This is a genomic window from Streptomyces sp. NBC_01241 (assembly GCF_041435435.1).
In the GTDB taxonomy this organism is placed as follows: domain Bacteria; phylum Actinomycetota; class Actinomycetes; order Streptomycetales; family Streptomycetaceae; genus Streptomyces.
On sequence record NZ_CP108494.1, the window covers coordinates 2910409 to 2933722 of the forward strand.

Sequence of the window (23314 nt, forward strand, 5' to 3'; positions counted from 1 at the left end):
CAGCACCGCACCGACCTCCCCCTACGCATGTGCGCCCACGTCGACGGACCGCCCTCTGCCGCATCGAGCGCACTCCCGACCACGCACAGAAGCTACAACCGGCTGGTCTCCGGGGCACCTTGAAATAATTCACTTACACATATCCGCGGGCACGCCTGATCATGTGCGCATGGCACTGAAGGAGACGCTGGAGCGCGTGGACGCGGACCTCGCCGAGGGACGTGTGCCCATGGCCCGCCAACGACTGCGCGGACTGGTCTCGTCCTACCCGCACTACCCGGCTCTGCGGCGACGCCTGGCCGACATCTACCGGATGTACGGCGACCCGGCCGAGGCCGGCCGTTGGACGTACCTCGAAGAGGACAGGCTCCCGGACGAGGCCGCCGCGTTCGAGAAGAGGTACGGCGACCCGGTGCGCCGGATGCGCGCCCTGGCCTGGCAAGGCCCGGAATCGGCGGCCGACTCCCCCTTTGTCGAGCAGCAGTTGGCGGCCGTGCGGACCGCCGCCTCCAAGGCCCTCGGCCACCCGGTCACCTGGGACACGCTCCCTGAGGTAAGGGGTGACGCGCCGGAGGCGGGTTCGTTCCGCCAGTCCTTGGCGGCCATGGGCTGCGCGCTCCTGGCGATCGTGTTCGTCGGGATCTGGGTGAACGGGTTCCTCGACCTCTTCCGCTGACAGCGAATGCCTCGAAGTCGCCCGCGGCTACGCCATTGTCTCTGTCCGCGACGCCGCCGTGCTCGGTGTCGACGCGGGCGACGGTGTACCCGTTCTCCTCGTTGACGTAGGTGCGCTCCAACACACCTACGAGGACGGCCATGTTGGACTTGATTCGACGGTACCGGGCGGGTACGGCACTCCTTCTCGGGCCTATGCGTCCAGCACGTGCGCCACAGCCAGGGCGATACGGTCGATCCAGTTGATCGCATCCGTGACGTCGGGCTCGGTGATGGGCCGTCGCTGCTTGAGGTCTCCGTCCACCAGGTCTGCGTCGTGCGCGATCTTGTTGCGGCGGTCCGTGATGGTGACGTACTGGGCCTTCAGCGTCTTGTCCGTGTACGCGGTGCGGTTGCCCTGCCAGGCATTGATCTGTGCGGCTGCGCCCTGCCAGATGTTCTTGTCGGTGACCAGCTTCAACGCGTCCGAGATCTTGCGCGGGTTCTGGAGCGAGGCGCTGCCCCACTTCTCCTTGACGTGCTCGACGACCGCCTCGGCCAACGTGACATCGCCTCGCTGCACGGCCTCGACCCGGTGCAGGGGGATCTCGTAGTTCTGGAGTTGCAGCGGCATGTCGGGGCTGTCCTTGGCGGCCAGTTCGGCGACGCGACGGAAGAGCTCCTCGTGGAACCAGTGGTCGATCGCGGCCACGGCCTGTACCCAGGCGGCCCGGTAGAAGTCGTCGACGTCGACCGTCGCCGGCTGGAAAGGGGCCAGATATCGCCCGGCGTCGACCATCTTGCGGGCGTAGGCGATGTTGGTGGTGAACGCCTCGAACTGGCTGGTGTGCGGCCTGGGAATGGCCATCGGTGAGCCCCCGTACTGTCACATGTTCTCTGCGCTGCGTGAACAGGTTTGGCGACAGTCCGGGAGCTCGTCAAGCGGCTTACCGACTCACCTGCTGTCGATGTCCGGTTCTCGGCGCCCCAGCCTGTCGTTGTCCGGAACAGGCCCACTCGCGTTCAGTCGCGAACCCCGGCTCTCCGCGACCCGCTTGACCTCCTGCAACGACTCGCTCAGCCGGCTGGCGAGGAAGTGGAGCTCCGCCCCGGTGACCCGTCGATCCGCCAGCAGGTCGGCGGCGTGGCCGAGCAGGTCGTCCGCCATGCCGAGTTGGATGCTCTCGATACCGTCGGCCATCCGTGACACGTAGCCGGTGCCGTCCCCCAGGACGTAACACGGCTTGCCCTCCGCCGCCGTCCAGGGCAGCAGCCTGAACGTGCGGCGTTCGCCCTGCTCCCCGTTCACGCGGCGGCCTCGGCTCGGCGAAGGTGCCGGGGCCCGGGCCTGATGTCCACAGCGTGCACGGCGATCCACAACGTGCGCGATCGCCGCCGCGCCTCGGTCAACTGCCGCTCGTGCGCCACGAGATAGGGACGCACCAGTGGGCCGTCCTCCCCGCGCAGCGCAGGCTCACCGATACGGCGGACGGTGGGGCCGGCCACGTATACACAGGAGTACGGATGGACGGTGATGGGGACTGGGCGCATCAGCCGCACCAGCGACTCGGTGAACCGGCGGACGAAATTCTTCATGTCGGTGCGCTCTCCCTCTGACTTACCCACGAACGGATGCGTTCTGTGGCGAACTCATCACAGAGTGGGGTCGGGCGTCGCTACGCTGCCAGGGGTTCGGGCTTGACGGCCCGCTGGTCAGAAAAGGGAGTTGGGGCTGCATGGCGATGAACCGGAAGCCGCGTACGCCGAGGGAGAAGTACGGGGAGGAGCTGAGGCTACGACGGACGGCAGCGGGGCTGACCCAGGAGGCCCTGGGCGATCAGGTCGTCTGCTCGCCGACGCTGATCAGTCATTACGAGGCGGGGCGGCGGCTGCCGAACCCGGATGACGCACAGCGGGTCGACCGCGCGCTTCAGACGGATGGGTTCTTCGCCCGATGGCTGGAGGACCTGGAGACGAAGTACGCCGATCACTTCGCCGTCATGGCGGAGTTGGAGCGGCAGGCAACACTGATCCAGCAGTTCGCCCTCTCTCTGGTGCCCGGCCTGCTCCAGACGGACGGTTACGCGCGTGCGCTGTTCCGCGCGTACCGGCCGAACCATCGGCAGGAGGACCTTGACAGAGATGTCGTCATCCGGACCGAGCGTGCCCACATCCTCGACGGACCGTTGAACCCTGTCCTGTGGACCATGCTGGACGAGGCCGTGCTCAGGCGTCAGGTCGGTGGGCCGCAGGTCATGGCGGAGCAACTGCGCAAGATCGCGGACATGGCCGAGGCCGGACGGCTGCGGCTGCATGTGCTGCCGTTCGGGGCGGGGGCACACTCGCTTCAGCAGAGCCTTCTTTCCCTGCTGGGCTTCGCGGACTCCGCGCCGGTGGCTTATGTCGAAGGGTTCCTGACTGGGCATCTGATGGACGATCCGGCTCTGGTGAGGTCCAGCCAGACGGCCTACGATCTTGCCTTGAGCGATGCGATGTCTCACCAGGAATCACTGGCCCTTGTGCGGGCAGCAGCAGAGGAACACGAACATGGTCAGCAGTAAGCGCAGCGTCTCCGACTCGTCCACGATCACGGGGTGGTTCAAGTCCAGCTACAGCGGTGGTGACCAGGGTGAGTGCCTTGAGGTCGCCGACGGCTACGCCGACATCCCCGTCCGCGACAGCAAGGACCCGAGTGGCCCCGCACTCGTCTTCTCCGCCGACGGGTGGTCGTCGTTCGTCGCAGCAGTCAAGGACGACAGCATCACGGTCTGACGCCTTCCGTGCCTCGTAATCGATCGACCTGGTCGATCGATTACGAGGCAATGTCATGCACCTTCGAGAAACCCCTTACGTACCGCCGGATCGCACAGCAGCGCCAGCACGTCGTCCTCACCGTCGAAAAGGCTCTCGGCGACCGGGAGGGCGGCCTGGTGGAACATCGCGGCCAGTACGTCCGCCAATGGGCGGCTCCAGGCGATGCGGACCACGTCCCGCGCCTTCTCGTCCTGCCCCTGTGCGTGGCATGCCGCCACTGGGCGAGGAAGAGGCCCGCAGTCCGCGTAGGGTCTCGCAGCGCGTGTCGGATGGCGTTCCGCTGACCTGGGCTTCTCCCGCAGTCTCACGATGCCTCGGACACTGGAGTCTCGACCACATGTCGGATTCTCAGCGCGACCCTCGTCCGCGGCCGACTACCGCGTCGTTCCGGGCGCGAAAGTCGAGTTGCTGCCCGGTGCCGGACACACACCCATTCTGGAGGATCCGCCGCGGACCGCCGCACTTCTCCTGTCCTTCGCCGAGATCCACACGGCTCGAGCGCCCAAGGCCACTTGACGATTTGGCCCAACACGGCAGGTCTGCGAATGATGGCCGCGACCTGCTGTCCCGTCCGATTCGAGTTGGCATCTGGTGGGGCGCTGACCTGTGAGGTTGCCAGGTGGTTCAAGAATGACGCCGGGCGCTGTTCCCAGACGAGTTGGCTCTCGCGGAAGGGGGCGCGCTACGGGCCGCCTCCCCGGAACGCCGGATAATCGTTCGGTCGCTTGTCAGTGAGGGCATGCAGAATGCGTCCGTGAGTCACGACTATCGGCCCGGTGACGTGCTGTTGCTGGAGTGCCCGTTCACTGAGACCGCCGTCACCGGGGTCACCCGTTACTACGTCTCCGTGTGGTGGCCGTGGTTGGAGGTGGACCCGCAGGCCGAAAACATCAGGTGGAACGGTCGGAGGGCGCTTCCAACGCCCGCGGCCCGCGAGTGGGAGATCTTCCGGACGGAACCGGCAGAGACCGCACTGAAGCCGGGCGATACCTGCCTGGTGGGAATCCCCGCGACCGTGGTGCATGTCCAGGCGGTCCACCGCTTCGATCCGCCCCTGGTCACCGGCATGCTGCCGCGGCCCGCGTCCTACGTCGAGGCCCTGCGGCAGGGTGAGACCCATGACCCTGACCTTGACGACCAGGGCTACACGATCGATCCGGCCGGTGGTGAACCGATACGCATCGAGCTGCTCTTCCGCCCGTACGCCTTCCTCGAACCGGGTGATGAGGTCGCCGACCGGAACGGGCGCGCCTGGCGGTTCGATGCGGCCTGGGACTGGCACCCCTTCGACGGTGAGCAGTCGGGTACTCCGGCCTGGCCGCTGACGCTGCTCTCCCGCCTTGGTGGGCCGACACCGAAGGAAGCCGCAGCGGTCGCCCGGGCGACGGCGATCGGCAGCCACGCGGACGAACTGGAGCGGTGGAGCGGACTCACTCTCGCGCGACCAGCCGCCCATCAGCAGTAGCCCTGCGGGACCGAACAAGATCAGGTGGGCGGCGCTGCCAGCAGTCAAGGTCGCTCGAAGAGTATTCACTCCACTGGGCGCGAAATGGTGAGAATCCGACAACACGGATGAGACCGAGTGGGAAACTGCCTGCTGCACTGCGACAGGACACCTGCGAGTCTCAGCTCCATTTCGCATCCGATTCCGATCCGACATCAGCTCGGAGATTCCGACACGAAGTTTGAGAACCTACAGCCCGGTACGCGTCAAGACGCCCCTTGAGCAGTGAGCCTCGATTGAGCCCGAACACGTCGTTGCCGGCGGTTTCTTGAGGACTCAGCGCCTCGTACCGGCCCACGCCCAGGATCAAGTGAAGGCGCTCCAGCGGGTCCTCGATCGTCGGATCCAGAAGCAGCGGGCGCCCGCCTTCATCGCGCGGGAAGATGTGCCGCTTGTAATGGCTGTTGCAGAGAGAGCAGGCCAGCAGGTGGTTCGGCCACGCGAACGTTCGTAACGGAGCCAGGGTGAGCGGCTCAAAGTGGTCGATGTCCGTGCCCTGGTTGTCGCCGCAGTACATGCAGCGCTCGTGTCCGGGCGCCATCTGTTCCAGTACGGATATGAGATCCGAGTGGGCCCCGTACCCGGCGAGCCGCAGCGTCCGCCGCCGTCGCCGCACCTCGGTCGACCGCCGCCCACGGCTGCACGCATCCGCGTTCGGAACCACGAAGATCCGTCCGTCCGCAGCGTGATGCCGGTCGTGCGCGGTGGGGACCGCGGGTTTCCCTCAGGTCACTTCAAATGGTCCGAACGCGCTCCAACTGCGCCGCGTATTTCATTCATTACACGGGACGAACAGAGGGCTTTTTTCGCTCGCCATGGACCATATAGCGGTGTCTGCTTTGGGCTGATTTAACACTTCTGTCGTGTGATGTGGCCGATATGGTGCACGTCACCATGATACGACTTAGTAGGGCAAAGAGCCCGCCTCATGGCCTGTTTGCGGCGATTTCGGAGGCCGTTGCCCGTTCCCTGTACGTATTCCGATAGTAAAGAGAGCCATTGACCGAAACTTGAACCCGGCTTAAGAATTCTCGGAATCCCACGGAAGAGGTGATTCCCGATGCAGATATCCGCGCTGCCCAAGCAGTTCGCCCGCATGACCCAGGCCAAGAAGATTTCGCTGGGCATGGCCGCCGCCGGGGCCGCAGTCGTTGCCGGTTCTCTCGCCGGTGCTCCGGCCGCCTCGGCCGCCACCCCCGCCCAGTCGAGCAGCGGCAGCGTCAGCCGCTGGATCAACGAATCACTGACGATCATGCGCGCGCAGGGCATCCCGGGCTCCTACAACGGGATCCACCGCAATCTGATGCGCGAGTCGAGTGGCAACCCGAATGCCATCAACAACTGGGACTCCAACGCCGCCAAGGGCATCCCGTCCAAGGGGCTGCTCCAGGTCATCGACCCGACCTTCAGGGCGTATCACGTGCCCGGCACCTCGTGGAACATCTACGACCCGGTCGCCAACATCACCGCCGCCTGCAACTACGCGGCACATCGCTACGGCTCGATCGACAACGTCAACTCGGCCTACTGATCAGCATGCGATGAAACGTCGGGAACTCGCGAGACGGTCCCGACGAGGCGAAACGGGGCCCGGTCGGAAGACCGGACCCCCCTCGCTTTCCCCCTCGTCAGGGCTTCCCGATCCCCCCGGATCCCCCCCGGAAGCGCCCGACGCCAGATATGACCCGGCAGGGTGCCGAACGGTTGCACGCCTTGGCGATCTCTTTACCCTGGCGGCAAAAAGCCCTCTCAGCAGGCGTGTTCGGCGTAGCGGGCCGCGACCTCGGCGAGGGCTTCGGCGCCGTCGCGGGCCCAGAGGGCCTCGTTGAAGATCTCCACCTCGATGGGGCCGTCGAAGCCGGTGGCCTCGACGTGTGAGCGGAACGCGCGGAAGTCCACGGCGCCGTCTCCGAGTTGGCCCCGGCCGAGCAGGACTCCGGCCGGAAGTGGGGTGATCCAGTCGGCGAGTTGGAAGGAGTGGATGCGGCCGGCCGCGCCCGCGCGGGCGATCTGGGCGGGCGCCTGGTCGTCCCACCAGATGTGGTACGTGTCGACGACCACCCCGACCTGGTCGGCGGGGAAGCGTTCCGCGATGTCCAGGGCCTGGGAGAGCGTGGAGACGACGCAGCGGTCCGAGGCGAACATCGGGTGCAGCGGTTCGATCGCGAGACGTACGCCGCGCTCCGCCGCGTACGGCGCAAGTTGCCCCAGGGCGTCCGCGATGCGTTCGCGGGCGCCGTGCAGATCCTTGCTGCCCGCCGGGAGGCCGCCGGAGACGAGGACCAGGGTGTCGGTGGACAGGGCCGCCGCCTCGTCGATCGCGGCGCGGTTGTCGTCCAGGGCGCGGGCCCGTTCCGCCGGGTCGAGCGCGGTGAAGAAGCCGCCCCGGCAGAGGCTGGTGACGGACAGGCCGGAGTCGGACAGGAGTTGAGCGGTGCGCTCGATGCCGTACTCCTGGACGGGGGCCCGCCACAGGCCGACCTTGTCGATGCCCGCCTTGACGCAGCCCTCGGCCAGCTCGGGCAGCGACCACTGCTTGATGGTCTCCTGGTTGATGGAGAGACGGCCGTCGCTCATCGGGTGCCTCCGTTGACCGTGAGCAGGGCGCGCATCCGGGATTCCGCCAGCTCCGGGTCGGGGAACAGGCCCAGCCGGTCCGCGAGTTCGTACGACTTCGCCAGGTGCGGCAGCGAGCGGGCGGACTGGAGGCCGCCGACCATCGTGAAGTGGTCCTGGTGGCCGGCCAGCCAGGCGAGGAACACCACGCCCGTCTTGTAGAAGCGGGTGGGCGCCCGGAAGAGGTGGCGGGCCAGCTCGACCGTCGGGTCGAGGAGGTCCCGGAAGCCCTGGACGTCCCCGGTGTCCAGGACCCGTACCGCGTGCGCGGCCAGCGGGCCGAGCGGGTCGAAGATGCCGAGCAGGGCGTGGCTGAAGCCCTGGTCGTCGCCCGCGATCAGCTCGGGGTAGTTGAAGTCGTCGCCGGTGTAGCAGCGGACCCCGCCGGGCAGACGGCGGCGTACGTCGATCTCGCGCTCGGCGTCCAGGAGCGAGATCTTGATCCCGTCGACCTTGTCCGGGTGCTCGGCGATGACCTTCAGGAACGTGTCGGTGGCGGCGTCGAGGTCCGGGGAGCCCCAGTAGCCCTCCAGCGCGGGGTCGAACATCGGGCCGAGCCAGTGCAGGACGACCGGTTCGGTGGCCTGGCGCAGCAGGTGTGCGTACGTCTCCAGGTAGTCCTCGGGGCCGTTCGCCGCGGCGGCGAGGGCGCGGGAGGCCATCAGGATGGCCTGGGCGCCGCTCTCCTCGACCAGGGCGAGCTGCTCCTCGTACGCGGACCGCACCTGCGCGAGCGTGGCGGGCCCGGCGGGCAGCTGGTCGGTGCCGACGCCGCACGCGATCCGGCCGCCGACCGCCTTCGCCTCGGCGGCGGAGCGGCGGATCAGCTCGGCCGCGCCGGCCCAGTCGAGGCCCATGCCGCGCTGGGCGGTGTCCATGGCCTCGGCGACGCCGAGGCCGTGCGACCAGAGGTGGCGGCGGAAGGCGAGGGTGGCGTCCCAGTCGACGGCCGCGGGGTCGTCGGGGCTGATGTCGGCGTACGGGTCGGCGACCACGTGGGCGGCGGAGAAGACCGTACGGGAGGCGAGCGGTGCCCCGCCGGGGGCGGCGAAGTCGAGCGGGGTGGTGCGGGGCTCGTACGGACCCTGCGGGAGGTGGATGGTCACTCAGATCAGCTCCGATGCGCCGTGCGCGGGGTGGATCGTCACGGGATCAGCTCCGGTGCCGTGCGCGGGGATCGCCATAGGACCGACTCCGGTGCCGTACGCGGGGTGGATCGTCACAGCGCCAGCTCCGGGACGTCGAAGCGGCGGCCCTCGGCGGACGACTTCAGGCCCAGCTCGGCGAGCTGGACCCCACGGGCACCCGCCATCAGGTCCCAGGTGTACGGCTCGTCGAGCACGATGTGGCGCAGGAAGAGCTCCCACTGGGCCTTGAAACCGTTGTCGAAGACGGCGTTGTCCGGGACTTCCTGCCACTGGTCGCGGAACGGCTCGGTGACCGGGAGGTCCGGGTTCCAGACCGGCTTGGGGGTGGCCGAGCGGTGCTGGACGCGGCAGTTGCGAAGGCCCGCGACGGCGGAGCCGTGGGTGCCGTCCACCTGGAACTCGACGAGCTCGTCGCGGTTGACGCGGACCGTCCAGGAGGAGTTGATCTGGGCGACGGCGCCGCTCTCCAGCTGGAAGGTGCCGTACGCGGCGTCGTCGGCGGTGGCGGCGTAGGGCTTGCCCTGCTCGTCCCAGCGCTGCGCGATGTGCGTCTGGACGTGCGCCTGGACGGTGGCGACCCGGCCGAACAGCTCGTGGAGCACGTACTCCCAGTGCGGGAACATGTCGACGACGATGCCGCCGCCGTCCTCGGCGCGGTAGTTCCAGGACGGGCGCTGGGCCTCCTGCCAGTCCCCCTCGAAGACCCAGTAGCCGAACTCGCCGCGCACGGAGAGGATCTCGCCGAAGAAGCCGCCGTCGATGAGGCGCTTCAGCTTCAGCAGACCCGGCAGGAAGATCTTGTCCTGGACGACGCCGTGCTTGATCCCGGCGTCGCGGGCCAGCCGGGCCAGCTCCAGGGCGCCGTCGACGTCCGTGGCGGACGGCTTCTCGGTGTAGATGTGCTTGCCCGCGGCGATCGCCTTCTTGATCGCCTCTACGCGGGCCGAGGTGACCTGGGCGTCGAAGTAGACGTCGATGGTCTCGTCCGCAAGGACCGCGTCGAGGTCGGTCGACCACTCGGTCAGGCCGTGCCGCGCGGCGAGCTCCTCCAGCGCGTGGGCGCGGCGGCCGACGAGGACCGGCTCGGGCCACAGCACGTCGCCGTCGCCGAGATCGAGGCCGCCCTGCTCCCGGATCGCGAGGATCGAGCGCACCAGGTGCTGCCGGTACCCCATGCGACCCGTGACGCCGTTCATGGCGATGCGCACTGTCCTGCGTGTCACGAAAGTTCCCTCCATACAGCTTTAGCAAGCGCTTTCTATGTCGTATGACGCTAACCTGCCGACAGCGGCCCGGACAAGAGGGGGCGCGCTGACAACTCCACTCACTCCTCATCACCCTCGGAGGAAAGCGATGACAGTCACCCTGGCCGACGTGGCGGCTCGCGCCCGGGTGTCCCCGGCCACCGTCTCCCGTGTGCTGAACGGCAACTACCCGGTGGCCGCGTCCACCCGGGAGCGGGTCCTGCGCGCGGTGGACGACCTCGACTACGTGCTCAACGGACCGGCCAGCTCGCTCGCGGCCGCCACGTCCGACCTGGTCGGCATCCTGGTCAACGACATCGCCGACCCGTTCTTCGGGATCATGGCGGGCGCGGCGCAGACGGAGATCGGCGGTCCGGGTGACGGCTCCGGGCGGGCCGGCGGCGAGAAGCTCGCCGTCATCTGCAATACCGGCGGCTCCCCCGAGCGCGAACTGACCTATCTCACCCTGCTCCAGCGCCAGCGTGCCGCCGCCGTCGTCCTCACCGGCGGCGCGGTGGAGGACCCGGGGCACCAGGCGGCGATCTCCGCCAAGCTGGCGAAGCTCGCGGACGCGGGCACCCGGGTGGTGCTGTGCGGGCGGCCCCCGCTGCCGGGCAGCGGGGCGGTCGTGGCCGCGCTCGCCTTCGACAACCGGGGCGGCGGGCGGCGGCTCACCGAACATCTGCTGTCGCTCGGCCACCGGCGGATCGGCTATGTCGCAGGCCCGTTGGAGCGGACGACGACCCGCCACCGGCTCGAAGGCCACCTCGACGCGATGAGGGCGGCGGGACTCGGCGACGGGGCGAGTGCCGGGGAGCAGGAACGCCTCACCGTCCATGGCCCCTACGACCGCCGCTCCGGCTACGAAGCCACCCTCGAACTCCTGCGCCGCGAACCGGAGGTGACGGCGATCGTCGCCGCCAACGACACCGTGGCCCTGGGTGCGGGCGCGGCGGTCCGGGACCGCGGTCTCCGCATCCCCGAGGACGTCTCGGTGGCGGGCTTCGACGATCTGCCGTTCTCCGTGGACGCGGTCCCGGCGCTGACGACCGTACGCCTGCCGCTCTTCGAGGCGGGGGCGCGGGCGGGGCGGCTGGCGATGGGCAAGGAGGCCCCGCCGCCGGGGGGCATCGCGACGATCGCGGCGGAGCTGATGGTGCGGGGGTCGACGGCGCCACCGCGGGTGTGACCCACGCGATATCGTGTAAATACCGGCATTCGGGAGGACCGGATGACGACCATGGGCACGGCGAGCGCCTGGGACGCGCTGGACGGTGTTCCGACGCTCCGGTATGGGCCTGCCGGGCCCTCGGCTTCCCGATCGACCCGCTGACCGGCACGGTGTCCGTCCCGCACCCCCACACCCTGCGCCGCCTGCTGGTCCAACTCGACGGTGATGCCCTGGACCACTACGACCGCGCCCGGGCCCACCACCGCCACGAGATCCGGCGCCTGAAGACCGCTGCCTTCGCCCACCTCGACTGCCCCGACGCCAAGCAGGCCCTCCAACTCGTGCGCTGGAGGCAGGACTTCACCACCGGCAAGCTCACCATCGAACGCGTCTACCTGATCACCAGCCTGCCGCCCGGCGCCGCGACCGGCGCCCAACTCGCCGCCTGGATCCGCGGCCAGTGGAAGATCGAAAATCTTCTCCACCACGTCCGGGACCGCACCTTCCGCGAAGACGACTCCAAGATCCGCACCGGCCGTCCTCCAGGCTGCTGTGGCACGTCCTGGCCTGGGCAGCGGATCCAAGCTGCATGTGCCCGCACTGTTATCACGCGAAGCGTGCGGCACACGAGTGACTCCGTTAACGTGCGATGGCTTAGATTTTACCGGCACGTTAAAGAAGGGCGTTGCTCATGGCGCAGTCTCTCGCCGATCTCACGTCGGCAAGAGTACGGAGGATCTTGCGATTCTTTCCCGAGAGCTCGCAGGCCGAGCGCGAGGAGTTGCGTGCCACGGCGCGGGAACTGCTCGAGATCCACGGCGAGGGGGTGCTCACTGACCTCCCTCCGCGCGAGCGCGTCATATGGTATCTCGCTGCCGAGGGGCGCGCCGAGGATCTTGTCAAGGTGGTCCGGCGCCAGCGCAGGGACCCGGGCGCCTTCCTCGTGGCAGGCGCCCGGCGCCCCCGGCTGGTGCTGCCGGGGCTGCGGGGCCTGGCGCTGCCTGAACGGATCGCCGCGCTCACGCATCGCGACTTGCCGGTGACGGCGCAGCTCACCTCGGTCGGCTGGCGCGGCGACGATCTGGTATGGGAAGGGTACGCGTTTGTCGCGAACCTGCCGCGTCCCTCGGGCCGCGTCATCGGCCGATTCGCGGTGCTGGAGGACGGCGAGACCGGCCGCCGCATCAGACTGCGCATGCGCCGCACCCGCAGCGAGCAGGCCACCGTCGCCTCCGGACAGGCCCTGCACTGCTACGACCACACGGGCTTCGAAGTCGTCGTCTCTGCTCGTCGGCTGCGCGAGCTCGCCGAGCACGGTGCCGGCCAGTGGTTTCTGTACGTCGGGATCCTGGGACCGGGCGGGACCTACGGCGCGCGGGTGCGCCAGCGCGACGCGGGCACGGCCGGGCACAACCAGGTTCGTCATCTGGCGGACGGCTCACGTCTCGTGGTCGGCTTCACCAAGAATGCCGTGAGCATCACGGTGCAGCAGCCCCCTGTCGAGGTCGAGTCCTGCACCGTCGCGGACGGCGAGCTGCGACTGGTCACCAGGGCGCGGAGCGGCGCCAAGGCCCCCACCGCCGTGAGCGTCGTCGTAGGCGACACCAGACTCGACAGCCCGCTCACTCCCCTGTCCGATTCCGCTGACGCGTTCCGGCGCTACCAGTCGGTCTTCAGTCTTGCCCGGCTGGCCGCGAACGACGTGCCGGGAACCAAGACCCGGGAATTCAAGGTGACCTTGAGGGGAGCCGACGACCGGGGCCAGGCGGCCCTCCTCGCCGAGGGCTTCACGACCGGCAGGCACCGGCTTGCCCCCGGCCGCGAGCTGGCCGTCCACCGCGACGGGCCCGGCAGGCTGGTGCTGGCAACGCGAGCCGTCCGACCCGTGGTCGACGCGATGACCGTGACGGGGTCGGGGGAGCTGGTGCTCGAGGGTACGTATCCCGGTGAGGAAGCGGCCGGGAAGAAGGTCATCCTGCGGCACGGGGTCCGCTTCGAGGAGAAGGAGCTGCCGGTCGAGCTTGCCGACGGGCGGTTCACGGTCCGGATCAAGCCCGAGGCGGCCCCGCAGGTGCACGGTCCCGAGCTGCCCCTGTGCCCCGGTCGCTGGTACCTGTTCTTCCGCGACGTGGACGCCTGGGACAAGTCCGGGGACGTCCCGGTGACCTTGCGTCCGGAGCAGGTGCAGGAGCTGCCCCTGTGCTTCAGTGGCCCGCAGCGTGCTTACACCGTGGACCGCCGCTACTTCGACCGCATCTTCATCGAGCCGGAACGGCTGCTCGGCCCCGGTGAGCACGGCGCCTACCGGCAGCGCATGCTGCGCGAGGTGTACTTCCGCGAGCAGCGCGAGCTCCCCTTGCGCGACGCGGTGCTCTACACGAGCCTCAGCGGCAAGCAGTTCTCGGACTCGCCGCGGGCGGTCTACGAGGAGCTGGTGCGCCGGGGGGTCGACGTCGAGCACATCTGGACCCAGGACGGGGGGCTGCCCGAGATGCCGCCGGGAGCGCGTGTGGTGGGCCAGGGCAGCCGCGAGTGGTACGAGGCACTGGCGCGCAGCCGCTACGTCGTCGTCAACACGGCGGTGGGCGATTGGTTCGTCACCCGCCCCGGGCAGCAGGTCGTGCAGACCTGGCACGGCACGCCGCTGAAGAAGATAGGCAAGGACCTCCTCGGCACTACCAAGTCGAGTCCCGCCTATATCGCCAGCCTGCCGCACAGCTACCGGCAGTTCGACTTCGTGGTGTCGCCGAACGCGTACACCACAGAGATCATGCGCAGGGCGTACAGCATCGAAGGCGACCTGTTCGAGAGCGGTTATCCGCGCAACGACGTCTTCCACGCCCCCGACCGCGACGCGCGGGCCGCGCGGGTCAGGGAGCGGCTCGGCCTGCCCGAGGGCAAGAAGGTGGTGCTCTACGCTCCTACCTGGCGGGAAGACCAGCGGCACGCGAGCAAGCTGTACAAACTCGATCTGCGGATCGACCTGGCCGCGGCCCAGGCCGAACTCGGTCACGACCATGTGCTGCTCTTCCGCAAGCACCCGAGGGTCCATGGCAGCCTACCGGGTGTCGGCCGGGGTTTCGTGTGGGACGTTACCCGCTACCCGGACATCGCCGATCTGTACCTCGTCGCCGATGTGCTGGTCACCGACTACTCCTCGGCGTTCTTCGACTTCGCGCACTCGGGTAAGCCGATGCTGTTCTTCACCTACGACCTGGAGCACTACCGGGACTCGCTGCGCGGCTTGTACTTCGACCTCACCACCCGGGCGCCCGGCCCGCTGCTGGAGACCTCCGAAGACCTGGTCAAGGCCCTGCTCGACGTCGATGCCGTCGAAGCGGAGTACCGGGAGAAGTACGCTCAGTTCATAAGGGACTTCTGCGAGCCCGGGGACGGTCTCGCGACAGCGCGGGTCGTAGACCGCATGCTCGTCGGCGGACCGCACGCCGCAGCCCCGACCGACGGCTGAGCGTGCCGCGCAGGGCCGGGCGGGACCGGCCCTGCGCGGATGGGACGCGCGGCGCGAGGGCGTGACGCGCATCTCTTGGGTCTTCAGGTCGATACCGGCGACGCTGCCCGTGGGCAGGAGCGGTTCGGGTCGGTCCTGCTCGGCGGTGAGCACGACGAACCACTTGCGGCCCTCGCGCTTGACGCTGACGGTCTTGACCTTGCCGACCACCACACGGTGCTGGTTGACCTTGACGTGCCCGACGCCCTGGAAACGGACCCGGGTAACGGGGTCGTGCGGGGTGGAGTTCCACCGGCAGCCGTCGCCGTCCTTGGGGAAATCCACAGTGTCGAACCAGTTCACCCCACGAAAGCGCGGGTAGCCGGGCGTCTCGCCGGCCTTGATCCGGCGGAAGAACGCACCGAACGCCTTGTCCAGGCGACGCAGCGTGGCCTGCTGCGAGGAGAAGGACCAGCGGCCCTGCCGCTTTGGGTCGAACGCCCGGATCTCCTTCAGCTGTGCTGACTGCACCCCGTACGTGATGCTCGTCCTCGGCACGTGCCGGAAGGCGTCACGGCGTTCCTGCTTCAACGACGCCATGCTGACGCGCTGCGAGGAGATCATGAGGAACGTCTGCACGGACTTCGGCGCGGAGCTGATCGAGTTCAACGGCGAAGAGGATCACGTGCATCTCCTGGTGCACTACCTGCCGAAGATCGCCCTGTCGGCCCTGGTGAACTCGCTCAAGGGCGTGTCCTCCCGCTATCTGCGACAGGAGTTCACCGGCCATGTCAACCGCTTCATCATGCACGGCCGTTTCTGGTCGGGCTCCTACTTCGCCGGGTCCTGCGGTGGCGCACCGTTGGATATCGTCAAGCAGTACATCGAGCAGCAATAACGTCCGCTTCAGCCTGACAGTTAGAGCAGTCCCGAGATCGGATTCCCTCCCCGCCCGAAGGCAGGGATTCCCTCCGAAGAGAGGGATGGAAGGAACACGCAAGTGAAGCTCGCTTTCTCGACCCTCGGAGTGCCGGGGATGCCGGTGGCCGATGTCGTCCGGCTCGCCGCGGAGCACGGTTATCAGGGGGTGGAGCTGCGCGCCCACGCCGAGGAACCGGTTCACCCGGGCATCTCGGCGCTCGAACGGGCCGATGTCGTCGAGGAGTTCAAGAAGGGCGGCGTCGAGATCCTGACCGTTGCCGGGTATGTCCGCGTCGCGGCCGAGGGGGACGACCGGGCCGCGCTGGACGAGCTCGCCGGGCTGATGGAGCTGGCCCACGACCTGGGGGCCCGGAACGTGCGGGTCTTCCCGGGCGGCGGCGGCCAGGACCCCGCCGTGGCCGACGCGATCGCCGCCCGCCGGCTGGGCGCCGCCGCTCCGCACGCCGCGGACCTGGGCGTACGCATCCTGCTGGAGACCCACGACTCGCACCGGGCGGGGGCCGACGTGGCCCGGGTGGTGGGGGCGGTGGGGCACGGCAGCATCGGTGCGCTGTGGGACGTCATGCACACCTGGCTGGCGGGCGAGGAGCCGGCCGCGAGCCAGGCGGTGCTGGCCCCGCACCTGGGGTACGTACAGGTGAAGGACATCGCGTCGGCCGAGGACACCACGCCGCTGGCACTGGGCGCGGGGGTGCTGCCACTGCGGGAGTGCCTGGACACCCTGGACGCGGACAGCTGGGTCTGCTGGGAGTACGAGAAGCGGTGGCACCCGGGGGCGGCGGAGCTGCCGGGGCTGCTGAGCGCGGGGCGGGAGCATCTGCTGCGGCTGGGTACGCCCAAGTCGTAGGCGGCTGCGCTCAGGTCCGCGCCGGCCGCGGTACCGGTTCCGGCGTCTCCGGCTCCGCAGGTCCCGCAGTCCCACCGGGCACGGGAGCCCGATCCGATGCCGCCCGGCCGGGCCGGCGCGCCCCCGCCAGCGAGGTGAGGGCCACCCCGCCGACCAGGAGAGCCGCCGCGCACCACCGCAGCGGGCTCACCGACTCGCCGAGGAACAGCGCGGCCGAGGACATCCCGAAGACCGGGACGAGCAGGGTGAACGGGGCCACCGACGAGGCCGGGTGGTGGCGCAGCAGGAAGCCCCAGGCCCCGAAGCCGAAGACGGTGGTGATCCACGCGACGTAGACGATGATTGCGGCCCCGCTCCAGTCGAGCGCGGCCAGGGCGTCGGCGTCGCGGTCCCAGCCCTCGAAGACGAGGGAGAGGCCGAGCAGCGGGAGCACGGGCACGGTCGATACCCACACCATGAAGTTGAGGGAGTCGGGCGGGGCGGCCTTGCGGGTCAACACGTTGGACACACCCCAGCAGGCCGCCGCCGCGATCACCAGGACGAAGGCGAGCACGGGCCCGCCCGCGCCCTCGTCGACCGCCGCCACCGCGATGCCCGCGAGAGCCACCCCCATCCCCAACACCCGTATTCTGCCCGGTCGTTCACCGAGGGCGAGCGCCGCGAAGAGAGCCGTGAAGACCGCCTGGACCTGGAGCACGAGGGAGGAGAGACCGGCGGGCATCCCGCGGTCCATGCCGATGAAGAGCAGCCCGAACTTCGCCACTCCGAGGACGAGCCCGACGCCGACGATCCACTTCCAGGCGACCTTGGGCCGGCCGACGAAGAAGACCGCGGGCAGCGCGGCGACCAGGAAGCGCAGGGCGGAGAAGAGCAGCGGCGGGAAGTGCCCGAGGCCGACCTCGATGACGACGAAATTGACACCCCAGACGGCGGCCACCAGGGCGGCCAGGGCGATGTGGAGGGGACGCATGCACCGAGGATCACCCGAGCCGACCATGTAGCACCAGCACGGATTCCTTCATGGTGGAATTGAGCGTTGCTAACCGATTACCAAGGGCCGGAGGTTCCGGTGCTCGATCTGTCCCGGCTGCGCGCACTGCACGCCGTCTCCGTCCATGGCTCCGTCGCGGGCGCCGCCGCCGCGCTCGGCTACACCCCGTCGGCGGTCTCGCAGCAGATCACGAAGCTGGAGCGGGAGACCCGTACGACCCTTCTCGAACGGCGCGGGCGCGGCGTCGCGCTGACCGAGGAGGCGCTCCATCTCGCCACCACCGCCCAGCAGTTGCTGGCGATCGTGGAGCGCGCGGAGACGACGCTGGAGGAGCGCAGGGGGCTGCCGACGGGGCGGCTGTCGATCGGCGCGTTCGCGTCCGCGGCGCGCGGGCTGCTGCCCGGTGTACTGGCCGGGCTGGACCGGGACCATCCGGCGCTGGAGGTCCGGCTGACCGAGGTCGATCCGCATCTCTCGGTCGATCTGGTGGCCAAGGGCGTGATCGATCTGGCGGTCGCGCACGACTGGGACATCGCCCCGCTGCCCGCCCCGGAGGGCGTGGCGCAGGCGGTGATCGGTGACGACCCGTGCGATCTGCTGGTGCCGGCAGGCCACCGGCTCGCCGGGCGGGAGGCGGTGCGGCGCGAGGAGCTGGCGAAGGAGCGATGGATCTGCCAGCCGCCCGGGACGGTCTGCCACGACTGGCTCGTACGGACGCTGCGCGCGGCGGGTTACGAGCCGGACATCCGGCACCAGGCGGAGGAGAACCACACGCAGCTGGCCCTGCTCGCCGCCGGCCTCGGGGTCGCGTTGATCCCGCGCCTGGGGCGGGGGCCGCTGCCGCCCGGGGTGGTCGCGGTGCCGCTCGCCCCCGTGCCGGTGCGCCGGCTGTACGCGCTGTGGCGTACGGAGGCGGCCCGGCGGCCCTCGATCACGGCGGCGGTGTCGGCGCTCCAGGCCCATGGGACCGCGGTGGGGCTGAGGACGTAACGGAACCCCGGCGCCGCGACCCCTGCCACCGAGCTCCTCCGGCGCCACGCTTCCGGCGCCGCGTCCCCCTGACGCCTCGCCCCGTGCACCACACTCCCGGCGCCGCGGCCCCGGGTACTGGACGGGCTCAAAACGGTCCGAGCCCTTGACCGGAAGTTATTTTCTGGATATCCGTGCTTCTTGGAAGTTACTTTCACCACCGTTTCTTTCACCACCTCTCGTCCCCGAGTACGGCCGAAGGAGCTCACGTGCACCACCGCACCTCCAGACGCACCCTCCTCACCGCCACCGCCGCGACCGCCGCGGCCGCCGTCACGGGCGGCGTCGTCGCCCCCGGCGCCGTCGCCGCCCAGCGGTCCGCGAGCAGCGGGCAGAGCAGCGGGCAGCAGAACTCAGCCGCCGCCACCAAGCGCCTCAAGGGGCTCATCTCCCGGATGAGCCTGGAGGAGAAGGTCGGGCAGCTCTTCGTGATGCGGGTGTACGGGCACTCCGCCACGGAACCCGACCAGGCCGACATCGACGCCAACCTGGCCGAGATCGGGGTCCGTACGGCCGCCGAGCTGATCGCGAAGTACCACGTCGGCGGGATCATCTACTTCGCCTGGGCACACAACACCCGCGACCCGCACCAGATCGCCGACCTGTCCAACGGCATCCAGCGCGCCGGTCTCGCCGGCCCCACTCCCCTGCCGCTCCTCGTCTCCACCGACCAGGAGCACGGCATCGTCTGCCGCGTCGGCGAGCCCGCCACCCTGATGCCGGGCGCGATGGCGCTGGGCGCGGGCGGCTCGCGCTCCGACGCCCGCCGGGCCGGGCAGATCGCGGGCGCCGAACTGGCCGCGCTCGGCATCAACCAGAACTACGCCCCGGACGCCGACGTCAACGTCAACCCGGCCAACCCGGTGATCGGCGTACGCTCCTTCGGCTCCGACCCGCAGTCCGTGGCCGGGATGGTCGCGGCGCAGGTGAAGGGGTATCAGAGCAGCGGCATCGCCTCGACGGCCAAGCACTTCCCGGGCCACGGCGACACCAGCACCGACAGCCACACCGGCCTGCCGGTCATCGGCCACACCCGGCAGCAGTGGGCGGAGCTGGACGAGCCGCCGTTCCGGGCCGCGATCGCCGCGGGCATCGACTCGATCATGACCGCGCACATCGTCGTCCCGGCGCTGGACCCGGCCGAGGACCCGGCGACGCTGTCCCGCCCGATCCTCACCGGCATCCTGCGCGAGGAACTCGGTTACGACGGTGTCGTGGTGACCGACTCGCTCGGCATGGAGGGCGTGCGGACGAAGTACGGCGACGAGCGCGTGCCGGTCCTCGCGCTCCTGGCGGGCGTCGACCAGCTGCTCAACCCGCCGGACCTGAACGTCTCCTGGAACGCCGTCCTGGCGGCCGTGAAGAGCGGTGAGATCAGCGAGGCCAGGATCGACGAATCGATCCTGCGGATCCTGCGGCTGAAGACGAAGCTCGGGCTGTTCGACGACCCGTTCGTCAGCCACGCGGGGGTGGACCGTACCGTCGGGACGCGGGCCCACCTCGCCGCCGCCGACCGGATCGCCGAGCGCACCACCACGCTGCTCGCCAACGACGGCGCGGTGCTGCCCTTCTCCCGCCGCTCCCACAAGAACCTCCTCGTGGTCGGCGCCGATCCGGCCTCGCCGTCCGGCACCACCGGACCGCCGACCACCACCCTGGCCACCGCCTTCGGTGAACTGGGCCACTCGGCAACGGCGTTGTCCACCGGCACCGCCCCCACCAAGGCGAAGATCGACGAGGCGGTGGCGGCCGTACGGGGCAAGGACGCGGTGATCGTGGCCACGTACAACGTCTCGGCGAGCAGTTCCCAGCGCACCCTGGTGAGCGCGCTGGCGGCGACCGGCGTCCCGGTGATCACGGTCGCGATCCGCAATCCGTACGACATCGCCCAGCTGGCCGGGACCGGGTTCGCGGCGAACCTGGCCACGTACTCCTGGACCGACGTCGAACTGCGGGCCGCCGCCCGGGTGATCGCGGGCCGCGCCGAACCGGAGGGCACCCTGCCGGTGCCGGTGCAGCGCGCGGACGATCCGGCGCGGGTGCTGTACCCGGTCGGGTACGGCCTGACGTACTAGAGATCCGGTGACCGGGAAGGGAGGGGCTGTGCAGGCGCACAGCCCCTCCCTTCTCCTTGGTACGGCTTCGTTCGAGGAACGGTTACGGCCGCAGCCCGCGCTCGTTCATCACGTCCCGCTTGTCGAGCCGTGCGTCGAACGCCGCGAGCGGCTTGGCCTTCGACGGGTCGTCCCGCACGGCGGCCGGGGCGACACCCGCCCAGCGCAGGATGGCCGCCGTGGCCTTCGCCTTGTCGTCGGCGGCGAGGCCGGCCACGTTCGAGCCGTGGTTGCCGCCCGCCACGGTCATGACATAGCTGTCCCGGGAGCCCGCACCGAGCCGGAAGCGCTCCGCGCCCCACGGGTCGTTCTCCCCGTACACGTACAGCATGTGGTTGGCGTGCTGCTTCACCCAGTTGTCGACGTCGCGCATCACCGACGGCTGGAACTTCATCGGGATGGAGCGCGGCACGTAGTTGCGCGGCGGCTGGTACCCGTACCGGCTGAGGTTGCCGAGCCACGGCTGCTTGATGTTCGGCGAACCGAGCTGGGTGCCCGCCTGGTAGTAGTACGGGGTGTACTTCTCCAGGCCCTGGTCGGCGTAGGCGGAGAAGCCGGAGATCGAGTCGATCGAGTCCCAGATCGCCTGGTCGGGGGCGTTCTTGGCGTCGGCCGGGATGGTGTCGCAGTCGGACAGCAGGCTGTACTGCCAGTACGCCCAGACGTAGTCCATGACGACGGCTTCGTACGCCCGGTCGAGCGAGCCGGTGGTCTCGAAGGTGTAGCCGTGCGCGGTGGCGTACTCCTGGTACTTCTGCTCCAGCGGCTCACGGCGGACCAGTGCCTCGCGCTGCACACCGTTCAGCCTGTCGCGGCACTCCTTGGTGCCGACGTGCTCGAAGAACCGGTCGTACGCCGAATCCTCCTTGTCGACCACGTCGTTGGGCGCGACGTACGCGACGACGCCGTCCATGTCCTCGGGGTAGAAGCGCTCGAAGTACGTGGCGGTCATGCCGCCCTTGGAGCCGCCGGTGGCCAGCCAGTTCTTGGTGTAGATCTGCTTCAGCGCGGTGAAGACGCGGTGCTGGTCGCTGGCGGCCTGCCAGATGTCGAGCTTGGACCAGTCGGCGGGCGACGGGCGGGACGGGGTGAAGAATCGGTACTCCAGAGAGACCTGATTGCCGTCGACGATCCGGGTCGGCTCGGAACGGCTGGGGTTCGTGGAGACGTTGTAGCCGCCGGTGAAGAAGACCGTCGGGCGGGACGTGTCCTTGTGCAGCAGGGTGATGCGCTGCTGGAAGGTGCCCTTGGACGGATGCCGGTGATCGATCGGCTGGGTGTACTCGAGGACGAAGTAGCGGTAGCCGTCGTACGGCTTCTCCTGGATGACACTCATTCCCGGGATGGCCAGGATGCGGTCCTTGATGTCCGTGCTCGTGCCGCTGTCACTGCCAACCGTGCTCCCGAACGCGGCCGGTTCCGCGGCGGTGGCCGCCCCGGCCGAGGCACCCGTCGCACTCACCGTGCCGATGAGCACCGCGAGCGACAGGAACCCTCTGAGCGCCTTACGCATACACCCTCCCCATGATTCACAACAGACGCCGTGAACCTAGCGGGGCAACACCTGCGCCGCCAGACCCCGTCGGCCCGGGAAAGTCACAGGCCGGGGCCGTCAGCAGAGAATCCAGCCCGTGGAACCGGAGTTTCCGGAGATCTTGGCCGAGGCCCGCACGCACCGGTTCAGCGCGTGGACCGTCACCGGGCCGGCCTGTCGGGTGTACCGGCCGCTGTCGACGACAGGGCTGCCGCCGCGCGGCTGGAGCGTCACGGACATCGTGCGGCGCGAGCCCGGCTTGTTGGCGACCGCGACGGCGCAGGCATAGGAGCGGCTCTTGAAGACGCGCAGCTCACCGGTCTTGAACGTGACCGTCTTCGCGGGGCGCCCGGCGCAGACCGTCGCGGCGTCGGCGCTGCTCGCCGCGGTACCGGTCAGCACCAGACCGACGACCGCCACCAACGGCAGGACGAACAGCCACGCAAGCCTCCGGCGTGATCCGCCCCGTCCATTCCGTCCCTCCCGTTCGCCCTGTCCCTCCCGTCCGCCCTGTCCCTCCCGTCCGGTCCGTCCGTACCCGCCGGCCTTTTCAGTCCCTCTGATCACCAGCAGTCCCATCGTCGGATCGAACACCTACGCCCACGCTCGACGCATGTGCGCACATGCGTACGACGCAGGGGGCCATTCGGAGGTTGCATCGGGCGCGCTCCGTCCACCGGGACAACCACATCGCCACAGCACGGGTCCAACAGGGCAGATCTACATGAAAGGCAGGAACTGTCATGCTCCAACTCCCGGGCGCCCAGGCCCCCCGCGGTCGGCGCGTCATCGGCCGGACGCTGTTCGCCACCGCTCTCCTCACCGCCGTCACCGCCGCCTCCGTGGTCCCCGCCGCCACGGCCGCCCCGCAGGCCCCGGTCGCCGCGGCGCCGGCCCGCAGCGACGCCGGCGCCCCGGCCTTCCAGCAGGTTGCCCACTTCTACGCCGCCTACATCGATGCCGTCACGGCGAAGGACGGCGGCAATCTCACCACCGCCCTGCGGTCGTTCTATCTGACCCCCCAGCTGCGCACCCAACTGGCCACCTGGGAGCGGCGCAACCACGCGGACGGCGTGCTCCGCGCCCAGAACACCCCGCTCGCCTTCCGGGTCACCTCGGGCGACAGCGGCGCGGGTCACACCTGGTCGACGGTGCGGCTCACCTGGAGCAAGGACAAGCACCCCAGGTACTCGTACTTGACCGTGCGGTCGGACCTGCGGACCTACAAGATCTCCGCCATCGGCGAGTGACACCGGGG

Annotated in this window: 22 protein-coding genes and 3 pseudogenes; 13 read left to right on the top strand and 12 right to left on the bottom strand. The window is 69.4% G+C overall.

Annotation, left to right across the window (positions count from 1 at the left end; all coding sequences use genetic code 11):
• The first annotated feature begins 169 nt into the window (after positions 1 to 169).
• Positions 170 to 676: a DUF6584 family protein gene (locus OG306_RS12660; protein ID WP_327349830.1), complete on the top strand. Its 507-nt coding sequence runs from the start codon at positions 170 to 172 to the stop codon at positions 674 to 676.
• A 192-nt stretch (positions 677 to 868) separates the two neighbouring features.
• On the opposite strand, the gene OG306_RS12665 is transcribed toward OG306_RS12660, so the two are convergent.
• From OG306_RS12665 to OG306_RS12675, 3 genes are all read right to left on the bottom strand, one after another.
• Positions 869 to 1522, bottom strand: a complete 654-nt coding sequence (locus OG306_RS12665) for a hypothetical protein (RefSeq protein ID WP_266746282.1) — start codon at positions 1520 to 1522, stop codon at positions 869 to 871.
• 87 nt (positions 1523 to 1609) lie between these two features.
• A complete protein-coding gene (locus OG306_RS12670; RefSeq protein WP_266746283.1) occupies positions 1610 to 1963 on the bottom strand; it encodes a hypothetical protein in 354 nt (117 codons plus the stop codon).
• Positions 1960 to 2250, bottom strand: a complete 291-nt coding sequence (locus tag OG306_RS12675) for a hypothetical protein (protein WP_266746284.1) — start codon at positions 2248 to 2250, stop codon at positions 1960 to 1962. The genes OG306_RS12670 and OG306_RS12675 overlap by 4 nt, the downstream gene beginning before the upstream one ends.
• Before the next feature lie 140 nt (positions 2251 to 2390).
• Here OG306_RS12675 and OG306_RS12680 point away from each other — a divergent pair, with 140 nt between their 5' ends.
• Both OG306_RS12680 and OG306_RS12685 read left to right on the top strand, forming a co-directional pair.
• On the top strand, positions 2391 to 3215 hold the full coding sequence (locus OG306_RS12680) for a helix-turn-helix domain-containing protein (protein WP_266906688.1): 825 nt from the start codon (positions 2391 to 2393) through the stop codon (positions 3213 to 3215).
• The gene (locus OG306_RS12685; RefSeq protein WP_266746285.1) at positions 3202 to 3426 is read left to right on the top strand and encodes a DUF397 domain-containing protein; all 225 of its coding nucleotides are present in this window, start codon (positions 3202 to 3204) and stop codon (positions 3424 to 3426) included. The genes OG306_RS12680 and OG306_RS12685 overlap by 14 nt, the downstream gene beginning before the upstream one ends.
• Positions 3427 to 3479: 53 nt before the next feature.
• Here the strand turns inward: OG306_RS12685 and OG306_RS12690 are convergent, their stop codons facing one another.
• Entirely contained in the window at positions 3480 to 3686 is a 207-nt protein-coding gene (locus tag OG306_RS12690; RefSeq protein WP_266746286.1) for a hypothetical protein, read from the bottom strand.
• A gap of 136 nt (positions 3687 to 3822) precedes the next feature.
• On the opposite strand from OG306_RS12690, the pseudogene OG306_RS12695 reads away from it, so the two are divergent.
• Together OG306_RS12695 and OG306_RS12700 are read left to right on the top strand one after the other, a co-directional pair.
• Positions 3823 to 3984 (top strand): annotated as a pseudogene (locus OG306_RS12695) (alpha/beta fold hydrolase); the annotation flags it as partial.
• A gap of 238 nt (positions 3985 to 4222) precedes the next feature.
• Positions 4223 to 4933 carry a hypothetical protein gene (locus tag OG306_RS12700; RefSeq protein WP_266746287.1) on the top strand — a complete coding sequence of 237 codons (711 nt, stop codon included), beginning with the start codon at positions 4223 to 4225 and terminating at the stop codon, positions 4931 to 4933.
• A 160-nt stretch (positions 4934 to 5093) separates the two neighbouring features.
• Here OG306_RS12700 and OG306_RS12705 read toward each other — a convergent pair whose 3' ends face one another.
• The gene (locus OG306_RS12705; RefSeq protein WP_266746288.1) at positions 5094 to 5636 is read right to left on the bottom strand and encodes an HNH endonuclease; all 543 of its coding nucleotides are present in this window, start codon (positions 5634 to 5636) and stop codon (positions 5094 to 5096) included.
• A 396-nt stretch (positions 5637 to 6032) separates the two neighbouring features.
• Between OG306_RS12705 and OG306_RS12710 the strand changes: the two genes are divergently transcribed.
• Positions 6033 to 6503, top strand: a complete 471-nt coding sequence (locus tag OG306_RS12710) for a transglycosylase SLT domain-containing protein (protein WP_266746289.1) — start codon at positions 6033 to 6035, stop codon at positions 6501 to 6503.
• Between the two features lie 218 nt (positions 6504 to 6721).
• Here the strand turns inward: OG306_RS12710 and OG306_RS12715 are convergent, their stop codons facing one another.
• From OG306_RS12715 to OG306_RS12725, 3 genes are all read right to left on the bottom strand, one after another.
• Positions 6722 to 7549 carry a sugar phosphate isomerase/epimerase family protein gene (locus OG306_RS12715; RefSeq protein ID WP_266746290.1) on the bottom strand — a complete coding sequence of 276 codons (828 nt, stop codon included), beginning with the start codon at positions 7547 to 7549 and terminating at the stop codon, positions 6722 to 6724.
• On the bottom strand, positions 7546 to 8694 hold the full coding sequence (locus OG306_RS12720) for a dihydrodipicolinate synthase family protein (protein WP_266906686.1): 1149 nt from the start codon (positions 8692 to 8694) through the stop codon (positions 7546 to 7548). The genes OG306_RS12715 and OG306_RS12720 overlap by 4 nt, the downstream gene beginning before the upstream one ends.
• A gap of 113 nt (positions 8695 to 8807) precedes the next feature.
• Positions 8808 to 9959, bottom strand: a complete 1152-nt coding sequence (locus OG306_RS12725) for a Gfo/Idh/MocA family protein (RefSeq protein ID WP_371665305.1) — start codon at positions 9957 to 9959, stop codon at positions 8808 to 8810.
• 130 nt (positions 9960 to 10089) lie between these two features.
• On the opposite strand from OG306_RS12725, the gene OG306_RS12730 reads away from it, so the two are divergent.
• Together OG306_RS12730 and OG306_RS12735 are read left to right on the top strand one after the other, a co-directional pair.
• The gene (locus tag OG306_RS12730; protein WP_266906682.1) at positions 10090 to 11169 is read left to right on the top strand and encodes a LacI family DNA-binding transcriptional regulator; all 1080 of its coding nucleotides are present in this window, start codon (positions 10090 to 10092) and stop codon (positions 11167 to 11169) included.
• 673 nt (positions 11170 to 11842) lie between these two features.
• Positions 11843 to 14620: a CDP-glycerol glycerophosphotransferase family protein gene (locus OG306_RS12735; protein ID WP_266746294.1), complete on the top strand. Its 2778-nt coding sequence runs from the start codon at positions 11843 to 11845 to the stop codon at positions 14618 to 14620.
• 84 nt (positions 14621 to 14704) lie between these two features.
• Here OG306_RS12735 and OG306_RS12740 read toward each other — a convergent pair.
• Positions 14705 to 15184: pseudogene (locus tag OG306_RS12740) on the bottom strand (RNA-guided endonuclease TnpB family protein); the annotation flags it as partial.
• Between OG306_RS12740 and tnpA the strand changes: the two are divergent.
• Positions 15174 to 15497: pseudogene (gene tnpA, locus OG306_RS12745) on the top strand (IS200/IS605 family transposase); the annotation flags it as partial. The pseudogenes OG306_RS12740 and tnpA overlap by 11 nt on opposite strands.
• A 102-nt stretch (positions 15498 to 15599) precedes the next feature.
• Complete coding sequence (locus tag OG306_RS12750; RefSeq protein ID WP_266746295.1) at positions 15600 to 16388, top strand: sugar phosphate isomerase/epimerase family protein; 789 nt, start codon at positions 15600 to 15602, stop codon at positions 16386 to 16388.
• A 10-nt stretch (positions 16389 to 16398) separates the two neighbouring features.
• On the opposite strand, the gene OG306_RS12755 is transcribed toward OG306_RS12750, so the two are convergent.
• A complete protein-coding gene (locus OG306_RS12755; protein WP_266746296.1) occupies positions 16399 to 17358 on the bottom strand; it encodes an EamA family transporter in 960 nt (319 codons plus the stop codon).
• Positions 17359 to 17457: 99 nt separating this feature from the next.
• Here OG306_RS12755 and OG306_RS12760 point away from each other — a divergent pair, with 99 nt between their 5' ends.
• Together OG306_RS12760 and OG306_RS12765 are read left to right on the top strand one after the other, a co-directional pair.
• Positions 17458 to 18369: a LysR family transcriptional regulator gene (locus OG306_RS12760; protein WP_266746297.1), complete on the top strand. Its 912-nt coding sequence runs from the start codon at positions 17458 to 17460 to the stop codon at positions 18367 to 18369.
• 248 nt (positions 18370 to 18617) lie between these two features.
• Complete coding sequence (locus tag OG306_RS12765; RefSeq protein ID WP_266746298.1) at positions 18618 to 20483, top strand: glycoside hydrolase family 3 protein; 1866 nt, start codon at positions 18618 to 18620, stop codon at positions 20481 to 20483.
• Positions 20484 to 20565: 82 nt separating this feature from the next.
• On the opposite strand, the gene OG306_RS12770 is transcribed toward OG306_RS12765, so the two are convergent.
• Positions 20566 to 22035, bottom strand: a complete 1470-nt coding sequence (locus tag OG306_RS12770; protein ID WP_266746299.1) for a S28 family serine protease — start codon at positions 22033 to 22035, stop codon at positions 20566 to 20568.
• 99 nt (positions 22036 to 22134) lie between these two features.
• Positions 22135 to 22635 carry a hypothetical protein gene (locus OG306_RS12775; RefSeq protein ID WP_327259263.1) on the bottom strand — a complete coding sequence of 167 codons (501 nt, stop codon included), beginning with the start codon at positions 22633 to 22635 and terminating at the stop codon, positions 22135 to 22137.
• A gap of 164 nt (positions 22636 to 22799) precedes the next feature.
• Here OG306_RS12775 and OG306_RS12780 point away from each other — a divergent pair, with 164 nt between their 5' ends.
• Positions 22800 to 23306, top strand: a complete 507-nt coding sequence (locus tag OG306_RS12780; RefSeq protein WP_266746300.1) for a hypothetical protein — start codon at positions 22800 to 22802, stop codon at positions 23304 to 23306.
• Positions 23307 to 23314: the final 8 nt, after the last annotated feature.